Source organism: Curvibacter lanceolatus ATCC 14669, from assembly GCF_000381265.1.
Taxonomy (GTDB): Bacteria; Pseudomonadota; Gammaproteobacteria; order Burkholderiales; family Burkholderiaceae_C; genus Curvibacter; species Curvibacter lanceolatus.
On record NZ_KB906261.1, the window covers coordinates 145,685 to 160,314 of the forward strand.

17 protein-coding genes are annotated in these 14,630 nt (G+C 65.4%); 12 read left to right on the top strand and 5 right to left on the bottom strand.

The window, feature by feature from the left end; genetic code table 11:
- Positions 1 to 102: 102 nt before the first annotated feature.
- The gene (locus F624_RS0117060; protein WP_031255332.1) at positions 103 to 621 is read left to right on the top strand and encodes a DUF4124 domain-containing protein; all 519 of its coding nucleotides are present in this window, start codon (positions 103 to 105) and stop codon (positions 619 to 621) included.
- 6 nt (positions 622 to 627) lie between these two features.
- Here the strand turns inward: F624_RS0117060 and F624_RS0117065 are convergent, their stop codons facing one another.
- Positions 628 to 984 carry an RnfH family protein gene (locus tag F624_RS0117065; RefSeq protein ID WP_031255333.1) on the bottom strand — a complete coding sequence of 119 codons (357 nt, stop codon included), beginning with the start codon at positions 982 to 984 and terminating at the stop codon, positions 628 to 630.
- On the bottom strand, positions 977 to 1,417 hold the full coding sequence (locus F624_RS0117070) for a type II toxin-antitoxin system RatA family toxin (protein ID WP_019575545.1): 441 nt from the start codon (positions 1,415 to 1,417) through the stop codon (positions 977 to 979). Before F624_RS0117070 ends, F624_RS0117065 begins: the two co-directional genes overlap by 8 nt.
- A gap of 179 nt (positions 1,418 to 1,596) precedes the next feature.
- On the opposite strand from F624_RS0117070, the gene smpB reads away from it, so the two are divergent.
- The 4 genes from smpB (at position 1,597) to F624_RS0117090 (ending at position 4,039) form a co-directional block, all read left to right on the top strand.
- Positions 1,597 to 2,070, top strand: coding sequence for an SsrA-binding protein SmpB (smpB, locus tag F624_RS0117075; RefSeq protein ID WP_027474452.1), 474 nt, complete (start codon positions 1,597 to 1,599; stop codon positions 2,068 to 2,070).
- Positions 2,071 to 2,160: 90 nt separating this feature from the next.
- A complete protein-coding gene (locus F624_RS0117080) occupies positions 2,161 to 2,559 on the top strand; it encodes a COG4315 family predicted lipoprotein (protein WP_031255335.1) in 399 nt (132 codons plus the stop codon).
- Positions 2,560 to 2,571: 12 nt separating this feature from the next.
- The gene (locus F624_RS0117085; protein WP_019575548.1) at positions 2,572 to 3,147 is read left to right on the top strand and encodes an RNA polymerase sigma factor; all 576 of its coding nucleotides are present in this window, start codon (positions 2,572 to 2,574) and stop codon (positions 3,145 to 3,147) included.
- Between the two features lie 25 nt (positions 3,148 to 3,172).
- Entirely contained in the window at positions 3,173 to 4,039 is an 867-nt protein-coding gene (locus F624_RS0117090) for an anti-sigma factor family protein (protein WP_019575549.1), read from the top strand.
- A 49-nt stretch (positions 4,040 to 4,088) separates the two neighbouring features.
- Here the strand turns inward: F624_RS0117090 and F624_RS0117095 are convergent, their stop codons facing one another.
- The 3 genes from F624_RS0117095 to F624_RS0117105 form a co-directional block, all read right to left on the bottom strand.
- Complete coding sequence (locus F624_RS0117095; protein ID WP_019575550.1) at positions 4,089 to 5,183, bottom strand: enoyl-CoA hydratase/isomerase family protein; 1,095 nt, start codon at positions 5,181 to 5,183, stop codon at positions 4,089 to 4,091.
- Positions 5,180 to 6,055, bottom strand: coding sequence for a DMT family transporter (locus F624_RS0117100; RefSeq protein WP_031255338.1), 876 nt, complete (start codon positions 6,053 to 6,055; stop codon positions 5,180 to 5,182). Before F624_RS0117100 ends, F624_RS0117095 begins: the two co-directional genes overlap by 4 nt.
- A 188-nt stretch (positions 6,056 to 6,243) precedes the next feature.
- Positions 6,244 to 7,584, bottom strand: a complete 1,341-nt coding sequence (locus F624_RS0117105; RefSeq protein ID WP_051107445.1) for an MFS transporter — start codon at positions 7,582 to 7,584, stop codon at positions 6,244 to 6,246.
- A 169-nt stretch (positions 7,585 to 7,753) separates the two neighbouring features.
- Here F624_RS0117105 and cyoA point away from each other — a divergent pair, with 169 nt between their 5' ends.
- The 7 genes from cyoA (at position 7,754) to F624_RS0117140 (ending at position 14,622) form a co-directional block, all read left to right on the top strand.
- On the top strand, positions 7,754 to 8,809 hold the full coding sequence (gene cyoA / locus F624_RS0117110; RefSeq protein WP_051107441.1) for a ubiquinol oxidase subunit II: 1,056 nt from the start codon (positions 7,754 to 7,756) through the stop codon (positions 8,807 to 8,809).
- A 70-nt stretch (positions 8,810 to 8,879) separates the two neighbouring features.
- A complete protein-coding gene (gene cyoB / locus F624_RS0117115; protein ID WP_019575554.1) occupies positions 8,880 to 10,886 on the top strand; it encodes a cytochrome o ubiquinol oxidase subunit I in 2,007 nt (668 codons plus the stop codon).
- Positions 10,879 to 11,526: a cytochrome o ubiquinol oxidase subunit III gene (cyoC, locus tag F624_RS0117120; protein WP_019575555.1), complete on the top strand. Its 648-nt coding sequence runs from the start codon at positions 10,879 to 10,881 to the stop codon at positions 11,524 to 11,526. Before cyoB ends, cyoC begins: the two co-directional genes overlap by 8 nt.
- On the top strand, positions 11,523 to 11,942 hold the full coding sequence (cyoD, locus tag F624_RS0117125) for a cytochrome o ubiquinol oxidase subunit IV (RefSeq protein WP_019575556.1): 420 nt from the start codon (positions 11,523 to 11,525) through the stop codon (positions 11,940 to 11,942). The genes cyoC and cyoD overlap by 4 nt, the downstream gene beginning before the upstream one ends.
- The gene (locus F624_RS0117130) at positions 11,939 to 12,724 is read left to right on the top strand and encodes an SURF1 family protein (RefSeq protein ID WP_019575557.1); all 786 of its coding nucleotides are present in this window, start codon (positions 11,939 to 11,941) and stop codon (positions 12,722 to 12,724) included. The genes cyoD and F624_RS0117130 overlap by 4 nt, the downstream gene beginning before the upstream one ends.
- Before the next feature lie 67 nt (positions 12,725 to 12,791).
- A complete protein-coding gene (locus F624_RS0117135; RefSeq protein ID WP_019575558.1) occupies positions 12,792 to 14,096 on the top strand; it encodes an ATP-binding protein in 1,305 nt (434 codons plus the stop codon).
- Positions 14,086 to 14,622 (top strand): response regulator transcription factor, encoded by a 537-nt coding sequence (locus tag F624_RS0117140; protein WP_019575559.1) that lies wholly within the window; start codon positions 14,086 to 14,088, stop codon positions 14,620 to 14,622. The genes F624_RS0117135 and F624_RS0117140 overlap by 11 nt, the downstream gene beginning before the upstream one ends.
- The last annotated feature ends 8 nt before the right edge of the window (positions 14,623 to 14,630 follow it).

The window sequence follows — 14,630 nt, forward strand, 5'->3', positions numbered from 1 at the left end:
AAGCTCCAAAAGAAGGATTGTAGCCGTGTCGGCGCCTCCTTACCGGCTGACCCCATGGAACATGCCTTTGGCCGGGTTGTGGCGGCAGGATAAACTCAGACCATGAGACCACTTTCGCTGCTGTTTTCTGCCGCCCTGTTGTTGGCGGGAACCCCTGCTTTTGCCCAATGGATGTGGCTGGACAAGGACGGCCGCAAGGTGTTCAGCGACCGGGCGCCGCCGCCCGAGGTGCCGGCCAAGAGCATCCTGAAGCAGCCCGGCATGCCCGCACGGTCTGCCAGCGATGCCGCAGGGGCCAGCGATGGCGCAGCCGGCGCGCGCAGCGACGCCCCGGATGCCGCCAAGGCCGCCCCTGGCAAGAGCGGCCTGGACAAGGCCGTGGAAGAGCGCAAGCGCCAGGCCGAAGCGGCAGACAACGAAAAGAAGAAGGCCGAAGAGGCCCGCATCGCCAGCCAAAAGGCCGACAACTGCGCCCGCGCCCGCCAGAACATGGCAACTCTTCAATCGGGTATCCGCCTGGCTCAGGTGAACGAGAACGGCGAGCGCGTCATTCTGGACGACAGCGCCCGCAACGCCGAACTGGGGCGCGCGCAGGCCACGATCGATTCAGACTGCCGCTGAGGGGCGTCAGGCTCCGTATCCCGCTGCCGCCCCGGGCCTGCGCCGGGCAAACAAACCGGTGCCCCGCGCACCTTGCTTGGCAAAACGCTCGCGGCGAGCCACCTTGGGGTCGACCACCAGGGCACGGCACAGCTCGATGCGGTCGCCCTCCCGCAGGGCCTGCTCCCAACCTACCCGCCGCCCCCAGACGCTGACGGTGTAGCGGTTCAGATCGACGCCCTCACCGGGCTCCAGCCACCCCGTGGCACGCAGCGCCTGCATGACGGTCGCAGGGCTCGGCAGACAAACCACCTGCTCACGCACCTGACGCGGCGCCGGGGCCATGGCCACTGTGAGGGAAAGCGCTTTGACGGACTCAGCCATACACCTGCTCGGCACGTTTGACGAAGGCATCCACCAGGCTGCCGGCAATCTTGTCGAAGACCGGCCCCACGAGCGCGCCCAAGGCCTTGTTGGAGAAGCCATAGCTCAGCACCAGCTCAACCCGGCAGGCCCGCTGGGTGCCGTCGCCCACGGGCAGGAACTGCCAGGTACCCTCGAGATTGGAAAAAGGCCCTTTCACCAGCTTCATGCCCACCTCGCGGCCTTCGATGTGGGTGTTTTCGGTGACAAAGGTCTGGCGGATGCCGCTGAAGGCGATGCCCACCTCGGCCGTCATGCCCCCCTCTTGCTGGGCCAAGACCTGGGCGTGGTCGCACCAGGGCAGGAATTGCGGGTATTGCGCTACGTCGGTGACGAGCTTGAACATTTCCTGCGGGGTGTACCAGATCAGGACGGACTTGTTGACGGTTTTCATGAATTTGCGGGCCAGCCCGCAACTCGGCGCCCCACAAGCACCGGGGCGCCTAAAATCTTGGGTTCAGGCGAAACGGATTGTAGTGAGTGGCAGCCGCCCTTCGGCAGCAAGCCGCGGCGACAGCAGGGTCAGGATGGCCCGGCTCTTTCAATCTCTTGTTGCCGCCCCATCTGGACACCATGGCGAAAAAACCCGAAACCTCTACCCGCATTGCCGACAACAAGAAGGCCGCATTCAATTATTTCTTCGAAGAGCGCTTCGAGGCGGGCATGGTGCTGGAAGGCTGGGAGGTCAAGGCCGCCCGCGAAGGCAAGGTCCAGCTCACCGATGGCTATGTCGTGATCCGCGACGGCGAGTTGTACGTGCTGGGCTGCATGATCAATCCGCTGAAATCGGCCTCCACCCACGTCAGCCCGGACTCCATCCGCACCAAGAAGCTGCTGATGAAGAAGGACGAGATCAAACGCCTGATCGGCAAGGTGGAGCAAAAGGGCTACACCCTGGTGCCGATCAACCTGCACTGGAAGAACGGCAAGATCAAATGCGAAGTGGCCCTGGCCAAGGGCAAGGCCGAGCACGACAAGCGCGACACCATCAAAGACCGTGAAGGCAAGCGCGAGGTCGAGCGGGCCATGAAGAGCCGCAACCGCTGAGGCTGAAACTATTTTTCAGCGGCATGGAATATTCCGGGCTTGCCGCGTGTTCACCCCACTGCAGACCCCCTGCACACCCAGGAGAACACCATGAACGCCCTGAATTTTTCCCGTTCGGCGCTTGCCGCCAGCCTGTTGACCGCCGCCCTGCTGGGTGGTTGCGCCTCGATGAGCGCCCCGCCCCCGCCCGCCACCGTGTCGGGCGATGCCCTGGTGGGCCCCACCGGCATGACGCTGTATGTGTTTGACCGCGACGCGGCCGGCTCGGGCAAATCGGTCTGCAACGGCGCCTGTGCCACCAACTGGCCGCCCCTGAAGGCCAGTGCCACCGACAAGGCACGTGGCGACTACAGCGTGATCACCCGTGACGACGGCCAGTTGCAGTGGGCCTTCAAGGGCAAGCCGCTGTACCACTGGGCCAAGGACAGCAAGCCCGGCGACCGCACGGGCGATGGGTTCAACCAGGTCTGGCACACGGCACGGCCCTGAGCACCCCACACCATGAACGCCACGGCGCTCAGCGAGCACATCCCCCGCCTGCGGCGCTATGCGCGCTCGCTGACCGGTGACCGCTGGGCCGCCGACGATCTGGTGCAGGACACGCTGGAGCGGGCCTGCAGCAAGTGGCGGCTGTGGCTGCCCGGCACCGACCTGCGGGCCTGGCTGTTCACGCTGATGCACAACGTGTTCATCAACCAGTTGCGCCGGCCGGCCCTGCACATCGTGACTGACAGCCCCGGGCCGGACCACCCGCTGGACACCGCCCTGGACCGGGTGGCCGCCCCCGACTCCGGCCACGAACAGGCCCTGGACCTGCAGCGCTGCCTGCTGCGCTTGCCGCCCGAACAACGTGAAGCCCTGCTGCTGATCAGCCTGGAAGACCTCAGCTACGAGCAGGTGGCCCACATCACCGGCGTGCCCGTGGGCACCGTGATGTCGCGCTTGTCCAGGGGCCGGGCGCGCCTGCGGGAATTGCTGGAAGCCCCGGCACAGGCCCAGCCCCAGGCCTCGGCACAGCCCTCAGCGCAAGACTCGGCTGGCAAGGTGCGCCCCCTTGCCCAGCGTCGGCCCCATTGAGGCGCCCCTTTTGCCCACCGCTGCCATGTCAGACACCCCCTCCTCCCCCCCCCAAGGCAAGCCACCCGCCCTGCCGCCCGATGACGTGTTGCAGGCCCTGATCGACCAGCGCCTGTCGATGGCGGAAACGGAGTCCGCCTGGCAAGCCTTGGCCCAGCATCCAGCCCGAGCAGCCGAGGTGCGGGCCCAACAGGCCGATCGGCTGGCCTTGCAGGCATTGCATACCGAGGTGCTTGAAGAGGCGCCGCCCACCGTGTTGCAAGCCACGCTGGCCCGTGCCGCCCGGCGGCAGCAAAGTTGGCGCAGCGCGGGCCGCTGGGCTGGCATGGCCGCTGCCGTGCTGTTGACGTTTGGTGCCGGCTGGTGGGGTCGGGGGCTGCAACATGCCGGCGGCAGCCACGAGTTGGCGCTGGACCGGCCGCCCGGCCGCCAGTTCTCGGCCCAGGCCAGTGTGGCCCACGCCGTCTACGCCCCAGAACAGAAACACCCGGTGGAGGTGGATGCCAGCCAGCAGCAGCACCTGGTGCAGTGGCTGTCCAAGCGCCTGGGCCGCCCGCTCAAGCTGCCCGACCTGCAGGCCAAGGGCTACGCCCTGGTGGGCGGCCGGCTGCTGCCCGGCGACACCGGCGCGCGCGCCCAGTTCATGTACCAGGATGCGCAAGGACAGCGGCTCACGCTGTACCTGGGCGCCCTGCCCCCCTCACCAGCCCAGACGCCCGGCGCGGGCCAGCCTGCGGCGGCCCCTGCCCCGCTGGCAGGGTTCAGCTTCAGTCAGGAGGGGCCCGTTCCCTCGTTCTACTGGGTGGAAGGCGACTTTGGCTACGCCTTGCAGGCGGATCTGCCGCGCCAGGCCTTGCTGGACCTGGCGCTGGCCGTCTACAAACAGCTCTGAACGCGAGGCGCGGGGCCTGCGCTTCAGAGCCTTGGCTCTGCCCTTCAGCTCAACCCTTCAGCTCACGCAGCGGGTGTTCGGACGCCGACCAGGGGCTGCTGAAGAACTGTGCCACCAAGGTGGCCGGCACCTCTTCGACCCGGCCCGGGTTCCAGCGCGGCTGGTGGTCCTTGTCCACAGCCAGTGCGCGGATGCCCTCCACGGTTTCACTTTGGCCCGGGCGCAGGTGAAAGCAGCGGTGCACCATGTCGCGCTCCATCCGCAGGTCTTGGGCCAGGTCCAGGCTGCGGGCGCGCCGGATCTGCTCCAGCACCACGTGCAGCATCAGGGGCGAACGCTTGCGCAAGGTGGCCGCCGTGTGGCGGGCCCAGTCGTCCCCCGAAGCCTCAAGCGAGGCCAAGATGGCCGTTGCATCCGGCAGGGCGAAATGCTGGTCCACCGCGGCGCGATGGGCCTGCTCGGCCACAGGGGGCTGCGCCCATTGGTCGCGCAAGAAGGCTTGCAGCGCCTCGGTCGTCTCCCAGGGGCCGCTGGCCAGGGCCTCCCACAGCCCGGCCTGGCGATCGGCCGGCAGGAAGTGATCCGCCAGCCCATAGGCCAGGGCGTCTGCGGCGCCGATGGTGTCGCCTGTCAGGGCCAGCCATTCACCCACGCGCCCCGGGCAGCGCGACAGGAAGTAGCCGCCCCCCACGTCGGGGAACAGGCCGATGTTGGTCTCGGGCATGGCCATCTTGGTGCGCTCGGTCACGATGCGCACGCTGCCGCCCTGGCTGATGCCCATGCCGCCGCCCATGACGATGCCGTCCATGAAGGCGATGTAGGGCTTGGGATAGGCATGGATCAGGTGGTTGAGTGCGTATTCTTCGGTGAAGAAGGCCTCCAGATCCGGATCGCCCGTGCTGCCCGCCTGGTGCAGAAAGCGGATGTCGCCGCCAGCACAAAAGGCACCGAAAACGCCCTCTTTGTTGCTGCCACGGATGGCCACGGCCAGCACGGCCGGGTCTTGCGCCCAGGCCTGCAGGGCCACCGTCAGATCGCGCACCATGCCCAGGGACAGCGCATTCAGCGCCCGCGGGCGGTTCAGCGTGATCAGGCCCATGCGGCCACGCACCTCGGTCACCACGTCGCCATTGAAAATACTCATGCGTTTTGCTCCTTCCAACCTAATAGTTCGTTGAATACCAGGGCCCCGATCACCAGGGCCCCGCCGGCCAGCACCTGGGGTGCGGGCCGCTCTCCGGCCCCCAGCCAGGCCAGCAGAATGCCGAAAATCACCTCCAGCAGGGCCAGCAAGGCCACCTCGGGCGCCTTCAGCACCCGGGCGCAGCGCACCGCCAGCACACAGGGAATGGCCAGCTGAACCACCCCCAGCAGGGCCAGCCACCCCAGGTCCGCACCACTGGCGCGGAACGGAAACGCCAGCGGCAAGGTGGTCAGCACGGAAATCAAGGCGCCAATCAGCACGGAGGGCACCAGATCGATGGTGTGGCCCTGGGCCTGCGAGCGCTGCACCACGGTCCAGTTGATCGAACCCGCCAGCGGCACGCACAGGGCGACCAGGGTGCCCACCAAGGGGGCGTGACCCAGCTGGCTGCCATACATCCAGGCGATGCCCAGGCCCGCCACCACGATGGCCAGCCAGGTCCGGGTGGCGATGCGGTGGCCCAGAAACACCCGGGCGATCAAGGCCGTGAACAGCGGCCCCAGGGCCATGGTGACCAGCACATTGGCCACCGTGGTCAGCATGATGGCCACCATGAAGGCGGCGAACATCACGCTCCAGCACACCCCCGACACCCACAGCGCGCGACCGCCATGGCGCATGTTGGCGTACACGGCGCGCCCTTGCACCAAGGGCAGGATCAGCAGCAGGGCCAACACATTGAACAGGCTGCGCCAGAAGGTGACTTCAAAACGCTGGGCATGTTCGAGTTGACGCGTCACGACGCCGGCAATCGACCACATGAGGGTCACGGCCACCATCAGGATGACCGCTCGGGAATGGGAAAGTCGCATCACAAAGAAAGAAAAGCCGGGCCCCTCAGGGGGCCCGGACAAGGGGGCTGGCCCCTTCGCAAAGGGCCAAATCGAACATTTTGCACGATCATGGACCCAGTGCGCCGAACGCCCGGGCCAGCCTGGCAGCGTGCACCCCGGCATGGTGCCGGGGGGTGATCACGGCCAGGGCCACTGAGCAGCAGAGCTCAGTCGCGCAGCTCCAGGGCGCGGTTCAGGCTCAGGGCCGCCAGGGTGCCGATGGCGCCCGACAGCAGGTAGATGCCCACATAGGCCAGCCCGAAGTGGGCCGACAAGCCCAAGGCCACCAGCGGCGCGAATCCAGCGCCGACCAGCCAGGCCAGATCAGAGGTCAGAGCGGCCCCGGTGTAACGGAACTTGGCCGGGAAGTTGGCCGTCACGGCGCCGGCCGCCTGCCCATAAGAAAGGCCCAGCAACAGGAAGCCGGTGACGATGAAGGCATCCTGCCCCGACTGCCCACCGCCCATGAGGGCGGGAGCCGCCGCGCTGAACAGCGCAATCAGGGCGGCCAGCGTGCCCAGCGTGGTGCGGCGGCCAAAGCGGTCAGCAATCAGGCCCGACATCACCACCCCCCCGGCGGCGAGCACCGAGCCGAACATCTGCACCATGAGGAAGTCGCTGATGGAGCGGTTGGAGTACAGCGTGATCCACGACAGCGGAAACACCGTGACCAGGTGGAACAGCGCGTAGCTGGCCAGGGCGGCCAGGGCGCCGATGATGAGGTTGCGGCCTTGCGAGCGCACCAGTTCGGTCACCCGGGTGGGTTGCAGCTCACGCTCTTCCAGCAGGCGGGAGTATTCGTCCGTCGAGACCAGGCGCAGGCGGGCAAACAGGGCCACCACGTTGATGGCAAAGGCCACATAGAAAGGGTAACGCCAGCCCCACTCCAGAAAGTCAGACGACTCCAGATTGCCCAGCAGGAAGGAAAACAGGCCGGCGGCGACGAAGAAGCCCAAGGGCGCCCCCAATTGACCCAACATCGCATACCAGCCCCGGCGCTCGGCGGGCGCGTTCAGAGCCAGCAGCGAGGGCAGACCATCCCAAGAGCCCCCCAGGGCAATGCCCTGGGCGATCCGGAACGCTGACAGCAGCACGATGGACGCTGCACCCAATTGCGCATAGGAAGGCAAAAAGGCCATGCCTGCCGTGGAGATTCCCAACAGGAACAGGGCCAGGGTCAGTTTGGCCTCGCGCCCCATGTGGCGCTGGATGGTCATGAACAGCACCGAGCCCAGGGGTCGGGCCACAAAGGCGAAGGAGAACACCACGAAGGAGTACAGCGTGCCTTCCAGCCGCCCTTCGAAGGGAAAGAAGACGCTGGGAAAGACCAGCACCGACGCGATGGCATAGACGAAGAAGTCGAAATACTCGGACGCTCGCCCGACAATCACGCCGACGGCGATCTCGCCGGGGGCGATGGGGCTGCCGTGGGCGCCATGGCCCTCACGGCGGGCTGCGTCCTGAGACGGCAGGTTTGCGTCGGCGCCAAGGCCGAGGGTATGAGTCATGCTGGACACCATAGTTTGCCTCTCAAATAGTTGTGCCATCCGCCCAGGAAGGCCCGGAGCGAACCCCCGCCGACATTTGACCTGGGACAAAACGTCCAATCGCCAAACACGGCAGGCAGCGCTAGATTACCGCACCATCCCTCCATAGCACATACTGCTTTTCCCTGGCATGACCCTCCTCAAGCCCCTTCGGGGATTGCTGCCGCTGGCTGCAGTTCTCTTGACCGGTTGCAATACCGTGGTGATGAACCCTTCGGGCGACATCGCATCCCAGCAGGCCCACCTGATCGTGGTGTCCACTTTGTTGATGCTGCTGATCATCGTTCCGGTGATCGTGCTGACATTGGTGTTTGCCTGGCGCTACCGCCAGAGCAACAAGAGTGCAACCTACGAACCGGACTGGGACCACTCCACTCAGCTGGAGCTGGTGATCTGGGGCGCCCCGCTGCTGATCATCATCGCGCTGGGCCTGCTGACCTGGATCAGCACCCACACGCTGGATCCGTACCGCCCGCTGCACCGCCTGGATGCTCAGCGTGAGATGCCCTCCGACATCAAGCCCCTGACGGTGGAAGTGGTGGCGCTGGACTGGAAGTGGCTGTTCATCTACCCCGAGCAAGGCATTGCCACCGTGAACGAACTGGCGGCCCCGGTGGATGTGCCAATCCAGTTCAAGATCACGGCCTCGACGGTGATGAACTCGTTCTACATCCCGGCGCTGGCTGGCCAGATCTACGCCATGCCGGGCATGCAGACCCAGTTGCACGCCGTGATCAACCAGGCTGGCGAATTTGAAGGTTTCTCGGCCAACTACAGCGGCGCCGGCTTTTCGGGCATGCGCTTCAAGTTCCATGGCCTGAGCGGCGCCGACTTCGAAAAATGGGTGCAGACCAACAAGAGCGCGGGCAGCACCCTGGGCCGCGCCGAGTACCTGAAGCTGGAGCAGCCCAGCGAACGCGACCCGGTGCAGCGCTTTGCCAGCGTGGCGCCTGATCTGTACAACGCCATCCTGAACCGCTGTGTGGACAGCAGCAAGATGTGCATGAACGAGATGATGGCCATTGACGCCGCCGGCGGCATGGGCACCAACAACTTCAGCGTGGCCACCCGGGGCGAAGCCCAGGGCTGGAAGCAGCGCGGCGCACGTTACGTGAAAGCCGAACTGTGCACCCCCAATGACCGCAGCAACCTGGATGGGGCCATCACCGCCCCCACCGGCCTGTGACACGAGCTGCCACTGATGCCTGCGGCCTGGCCGCACACGGCTCCCCTACCCTTTCCCCGCGAGACTGACCATGCTCGAACATCTTGACCTGACGAAGCTTATCTTTGGCCGTCTCTCCTGGGACGCCATCCCGTTCCACGAACCCATTCTGCTGGGCACCTTCATCATGGTGGCGCTCGGTGGCCTGGCCGTGCTGGCCCTGCTGACCAAGTTCCGCCTGTGGGGCCCGCTGTGGCGCGACTGGATCACCAGCATCGACCACAAGCGCATCGGCATCATGTACATGATCCTGGGCATCGTCATGCTGCTGCGTGGCTTTGCCGACGCGCTGATGATGCGCGCGCAGCAGGCCCTGTCGTTTGGTGACGCCACCGGCTTCCTGCCGCCGCACCACTACGACCAGGTGTTCACGGCGCACGGCGTGATCATGATCTTCTTCGTCGCCATGCCTTTCGTGACCGGCCTGATGAACTACATCGTGCCCATGCAGATCGGTGCGCGCGACGTGTCCTTCCCCTTCCTGAACAACTTCAGCTTCTGGATGACCACCTTCGGCGCCGTGCTGGTGATGGCCTCGCTGTTCGTGGGCGAGTTCGCCCGCACCGGCTGGCTGGCCTACCCGCCGCTGTCGGGCATCCTGGGCAGCCCGGACGTGGGGGTGGATTACTACATCTGGTCTCTGCAGATTGCGGGGGTGGGCACGCTGCTGTCAGGGGTCAACCTGATCGCCACCATCGTGAAGATGCGCGCGCCCGGCATGACCCTGATGAAGATGCCGGTGTTCACCTGGACCGCCCTGTGCACCAACGTGCTGATCGTGGCTGCCTTCCCGGTGCTGACCGCCGTGCTGGCCCTGCTGTCGCTGGACCGCTATGTCGGCACCAATTTCTTCAGCAACGACCTGGGCGGCAACGCCATGATGTACGTGAACCTGATCTGGATCTGGGGTCACCCTGAGGTCTACATCCTGGTGCTGCCTTGCTTCGGCGTGTACTCTGAAATCGTGTCGACCTTCTGCGGCAAGCGCCTGTTCGGCTACACCTCGATGGTCTATGCCACCGTGGTGATCACCATCCTGTCGTACCTGGTGTGGCTGCACCACTTCTTCACCATGGGTTCGGGGGCGAGCGTGAACTCGTTCTTCGGCATCACCACGATGATCATCTCGATCCCGACCGGGGCCAAGATCTTCAACTGGCTGTTCACCATGTACAAGGGCCGCATCCGCTTCGAGGTGCCCATGCTGTGGACCATCGGTTTCATGGTGACCTTCGTCATCGGTGGCATGACCGGCGTGCTGCTGGCCGTGCCCCCGGCTGACTTCGTGCTGCACAACTCGCTGTTCCTGATCGCCCACTTCCACAACGTGATCATTGGCGGCGTGGTGTTTGCCGTGTTTGCCGCCATCAACTTCTGGTTCCCCAAGGCCTTTGGCTACAAGCTGGACTCGTTCTGGGGCAAGTGCTCGTTCTGGTTCTGGCTGATCGGCTTCTACCTGGCCTTCATGCCGCTGTACGTGCTGGGTCTGATGGGCGTGACCCGTCGTCTGAGCCACTTCGAAGACCCGTCGCTGCAGATCTGGTTCCAGGTGGCCGCCTTGGGCGCCGTGCTGATCGCCCTGGGCATCGGCAGCTTCATCATCCAGCTGGTGGTGAGCTACCTGCGCCGCGACCAATTGCGCGACACCACGGGCGACCCGTGGAATGCCCGTACCCTGGAGTGGTCGACCTCGTCGCCACCGCCCGACTACAACTTTGCCTTCACCCCCGTGGTGCATGACAACGACGCCTGGGACGACATGAAGAAGAATGGCTACCAGCGTCCGCAACAAGGCTTTGTGGCCATCCACATGCCCAAGAACACGGCAGCCGGCTTCATCATCGCCGCACTGAGTGCCGCCATGGCGTTCGGACTGATCTGGCAGATGTGGCTGCTGGCTGGCCTGGGCTTTGTGGCCACGCTGGTCGCCATCATCGTCCACACCTTCAACTACAAGCGCGACTTCTACATCCCGGCCGACCAGGTCGGGCGTGTTGAAGCAGCCCGTACCCGTCAACTGGCCACCGCCCATGTCTAAGTCACACACCGCCTCTGCCGGCCTGGCCGGCGCATCGGCGGGCTCGAACCCGAGCTCGCGCTACTACGTGCTGGAGCACCACCCGGAGAACGGCACGCTGCTGGGCTTCTGGCTCTACCTGATGAGCGACTGCCTCATCTTTGCCTGCCTGTTTGCCACCTACGCGGTGCTGGGCCGCAGCTACGCGGCCGGCCCTTCGGGCGCCGAGCTGTTCGACCTGCCCCTGGTGGCGGTGAACACCTCGCTGCTGCTGCTGTCGTCCATCACCTATGGCTTTGCCATGCTGGAAATGCAGAAGAAGCGGCTCAACAGCACCATCGCCTGGTTGCTGGTCACGGGCGTGCTCGGTGCAGGCTTCATCAGCCTGGAACTGTATGAGTTCGCCCACCTGATCCATGAAGGCGCGGGCCCGCAGCGCAGCGCCTTCCTGTCGTCCTTCTTCACGCTCGTGGGCACCCACGGCCTGCACGTCAGCTTTGGCCTGGTGTGGCTGGTGACGCTGGTGTTCCAACTGAAGCGCCACGGCCTCAACGCCGCCAACCGCCGCCGTCTGCAATGCCTGTCGATGTTCTGGCACTTCTTGGACGTCGTCTGGATCGGCGTCTTCACCTTCGTGTACCTGATGGGAGTCCTGCCATGACCGCACACCACCACAACGACCACGCCGACCATGGCCACGATGACGAACATGGTCACGACCACGGTCATGATGAACACGGCGGCCATGACCATGGCAGCCTGAAGAGCTACGCCACTGGCTTCATCCTGTCGGTGATCCTGACCGCCATCCCCTTCTGGCTGGTGATGGGCAAGACCTTCGGCAGCTCCAGCACCACCGCCATGGTGATCCTGGGCTTTGCGGCCGTCCAGATCGTGGTGCACATGGTGTACTTCCTGCACATGAACACCCGCTCGGAAGGCGGCTGGACCATGCTGGCCCTGATCTTCACGACCATGCTGGTGGTGATCACCCTGGCCGGCTCGCTGTGGGTGATGTTCCACCTCAACCACAACATGATGCCGACCTCGGCACATGAGATGCGCAACCTGCCATGAGCCCGACGGCAGCGCCCCCCTCCCTGGCTGAACCACGGCGCCGCTCACGCGGGCTGCAGGTGGTGCTGATGCTGGCGGGGGTGCTGCTGATGGTCTTGTTTCTGGCTCTGGGCAGCTGGCAGGTGCAACGCCTGGGCTGGAAGCTGGACCTGATCGAGCGCGTCGAGCAACGCGTTCACGCCCCCGCCACCCCAGCCCCTGGCCCGGCGCAGTGGCCCCAGATCACCGCCCGCAGCGATGAATACCGCCACGTCAGCCTGCGCGGGCAATTTCTATATGACAAGACCAGCCTGGTGCAGGCCTCGACCGTGCGCGGTGCCGGCTTCTGGGTGCTAACCCCCTTGCGCACTGCGGGCGGCGAAGTGGTCTTCGTCAACCGCGGCTTTGTACCGCAGCGCGCCCCGGTGGCAGAAACCCCGGCCACAGAGGTTGAGGTGCAAGGACTGTTGCGCCTGAGCGAACCCGGCGGCGGCTTCCTGCGCCACAACGACCCGAGCGCGCAACGCTGGTACTCCCGCGATGTGCAGGCCCTGGCCCAGGCCCATGGCCTGAGCGCCGCAGCCCCCTATTTCATCGATGCCGACGCCAGCGCCGGCGATCTGGGACAATCCGGCGCCGGCGAGGATGCCAAGCCCGGACAGCCGCAACAACCCGTGGCTGGACTGACGGTGGTGAATTTCACCAACAACCACCTGGTGTATGCGCTGACCTGGTACGCCCTGGCCCTGATGGTGGCCGGTGCCATGGTCTACGCCTGGCGCCAAAAGCCCTACCCCATCTGACAGTCTGCCGCGCCCATGGTGTGGCGGGCCGTTTGAACCCGCCCCTGAAACCCTGAAGCGCCGCCCCATGAAAAGCACCGAGCAATCCCGGCTGGACCACCTGACCGGGCACCGCAACATGCTGCTGCTGATCCAGCTGCGCTGGTTTGCGGTGGCAGGCCAGATTGCCACCATCGCCGTCGCCAAGCTGATGCTGGACATCCATCTGCCCATGCCGCAGATGGTAGAGGTGCTGGCCTGCCTGATCGGCTTCAACATCGCCAGCCACCTGCGCTGGCATGAACAGCGCAATGTGGGCAACCACGAGCTGCTGCTGGCCCTGAGCGTGGACGTGGCGGCCCTCACGCTGCAGCTGTACCTGAGCGGGGGCACCACCAACCCCTTTGTCTTCTTGTACCTGCTGCAGATCGCGCTGTGTGCCATGCTGCTGGAGGCCTGGTCCACCTGGGCGATGGTGGTGGTGTGCACGCTGTGTGTGGCGGCCCTGGCCCTGCTGGCCCGGCCGCTGGACCTGCCGCTGGACCACGACCGGGGCCTGGCCAGCTTCTATGTGCTGGGCCTGCTGCTGTGCTTCATGCTCAACGCGGCCTTGCTGGTGGTCTTCATGACCCGCATCCAGGACAACCTGCGCCTGCGCGATGCCCGTCTGGCCAACCTGAGGCAGCAGGCAGCCGAACAGGAGCACATCATCCGCATGGGGCTGCTGGCCTCGGGCGCGGCCCATGAGCTGGGCACCCCCTTGTCCACACTGGCGGTGATCCTCGGAGACTGGCGGCGCATGCCCCTGTTTCGCCAGAACCCCGAGATGCTCGACGAGCTGACCGACATGCAAGGCGAACTGGCACGCTGCAAGGCCATCGTCACGGGCATCCTGATGTCGGCCGGCGAGGCCCGCGGCGAAGGGGCGGAGCGCAGCACCCTGCAGGCGTTTTTGGAGCAGGTGGTGACGCAATGGCGCGGCACACGCGAACTGGGGCAATTTGAATTTGAACTGAAGCTGAAAACCGACCTGCCCCTGGCGGCCGACACCACCCTGCGCCAGATGATCTGCAATGTGCTGGACAACGCCCAGGAGGCTTCGCCCGCCTGGGTGCGGATGAGCGCACACAGTGACGACGACTGGCTGACCCTGCAGGTGACAGACCGGGGGCCCGGCTTTGCGGCCGAGGTTCTGCGCCAGATCGGCAAACCTTACCAGTCCACCAAAGGGCGCCAGGGCGGCGGATTGGGGCTGTTTCTGGTCTTCAACGTGGCCCGCACGCTGGGCGGCACCGTACGGGCTGAAAATCGCCCTGACGGGGGCGCGGTTGTCACCCTGAGATTGCCCTTGCGGGCCATCACACTCGACGACAATAGCGGCCATGGAAGCTGAACGTCTGCTATTGATCGTCGAAGACGATGCCGCATTTGCGCGCACCCTGGGCCGATCGTTTGAGCGCCGTGGCTACCGCACCTTGCACGCCAGCACGCTGCAGGAAATGCAGGCCCTGCTGAAGGAGCACCAGCCGGCCTACGCAGTAATCGACCTCAAGCTCAACGGCGATGCCACTGGCCTGGCCTGTGTGCAGCAATTGCACCAACAGGTGCCCGAGGCCTTGATCGTGGTGCTGACCGGTTTTGCCAGCATCGCCACCGCAGTGGAAGCCATCAAGCTGGGCGCCTGCCACTACCTGGCAAAGCCCTCCAACACCGACGACATCGAGGCCGCTTTCGGCCATGTGGCCGGCAGCACCGAGGTGGAGCTGACCAATCGCTCCACTTCGATCAAGACCCTGGAGTGGGAACGCATTCACGAAACCCTGGCCGAGACGGGCTTCAACATCTCCGAAACAGCTCGCCGCCTAGGCATGCACCGCCGCACCCTGGCCCGCAAGCTGGAGAAACAGCGGGTCAAGTAAGCAGCGGC

What these genes read in the sequence shown, in the direction of transcription:
- F624_RS0117060 (WP_031255332.1), top strand. Translation starts at nt 103, where the DNA reads ATGAGACCACTTTCGCTGCTGTTTTCTGCCGCCCTGTTGTTGGCGGGA.
- F624_RS0117065 (WP_031255333.1), bottom strand. Translation starts at nt 984, where the DNA reads ATGGCTGAGTCCGTCAAAGCGCTTTCCCTCACAGTGGCCATGGCCCCG.
- F624_RS0117070 (WP_019575545.1), bottom strand. Translation starts at nt 1,417, where the DNA reads ATGAAAACCGTCAACAAGTCCGTCCTGATCTGGTACACCCCGCAGGAA.
- smpB (WP_027474452.1), top strand. Translation starts at nt 1,597, where the DNA reads ATGGCGAAAAAACCCGAAACCTCTACCCGCATTGCCGACAACAAGAAG.
- F624_RS0117080 (WP_031255335.1), top strand. Translation starts at nt 2,161, where the DNA reads ATGAACGCCCTGAATTTTTCCCGTTCGGCGCTTGCCGCCAGCCTGTTG.
- F624_RS0117085 (WP_019575548.1), top strand. Translation starts at nt 2,572, where the DNA reads ATGAACGCCACGGCGCTCAGCGAGCACATCCCCCGCCTGCGGCGCTAT.
- F624_RS0117090 (WP_019575549.1), top strand. Translation starts at nt 3,173, where the DNA reads ATGTCAGACACCCCCTCCTCCCCCCCCCAAGGCAAGCCACCCGCCCTG.
- F624_RS0117095 (WP_019575550.1), bottom strand. Translation starts at nt 5,183, where the DNA reads ATGAGTATTTTCAATGGCGACGTGGTGACCGAGGTGCGTGGCCGCATG.
- F624_RS0117100 (WP_031255338.1), bottom strand. Translation starts at nt 6,055, where the DNA reads ATGCGACTTTCCCATTCCCGAGCGGTCATCCTGATGGTGGCCGTGACC.
- F624_RS0117105 (WP_051107445.1), bottom strand. Translation starts at nt 7,584, where the DNA reads ATGACTCATACCCTCGGCCTTGGCGCCGACGCAAACCTGCCGTCTCAG.
- cyoA (WP_051107441.1), top strand. Translation starts at nt 7,754, where the DNA reads ATGACCCTCCTCAAGCCCCTTCGGGGATTGCTGCCGCTGGCTGCAGTT.
- cyoB (WP_019575554.1), top strand. Translation starts at nt 8,880, where the DNA reads ATGCTCGAACATCTTGACCTGACGAAGCTTATCTTTGGCCGTCTCTCC.
- cyoC (WP_019575555.1), top strand. Translation starts at nt 10,879, where the DNA reads ATGTCTAAGTCACACACCGCCTCTGCCGGCCTGGCCGGCGCATCGGCG.
- cyoD (WP_019575556.1), top strand. Translation starts at nt 11,523, where the DNA reads ATGACCGCACACCACCACAACGACCACGCCGACCATGGCCACGATGAC.
- F624_RS0117130 (WP_019575557.1), top strand. Translation starts at nt 11,939, where the DNA reads ATGAGCCCGACGGCAGCGCCCCCCTCCCTGGCTGAACCACGGCGCCGC.
- F624_RS0117135 (WP_019575558.1), top strand. Translation starts at nt 12,792, where the DNA reads ATGAAAAGCACCGAGCAATCCCGGCTGGACCACCTGACCGGGCACCGC.
- F624_RS0117140 (WP_019575559.1), top strand. Translation starts at nt 14,086, where the DNA reads ATGGAAGCTGAACGTCTGCTATTGATCGTCGAAGACGATGCCGCATTT.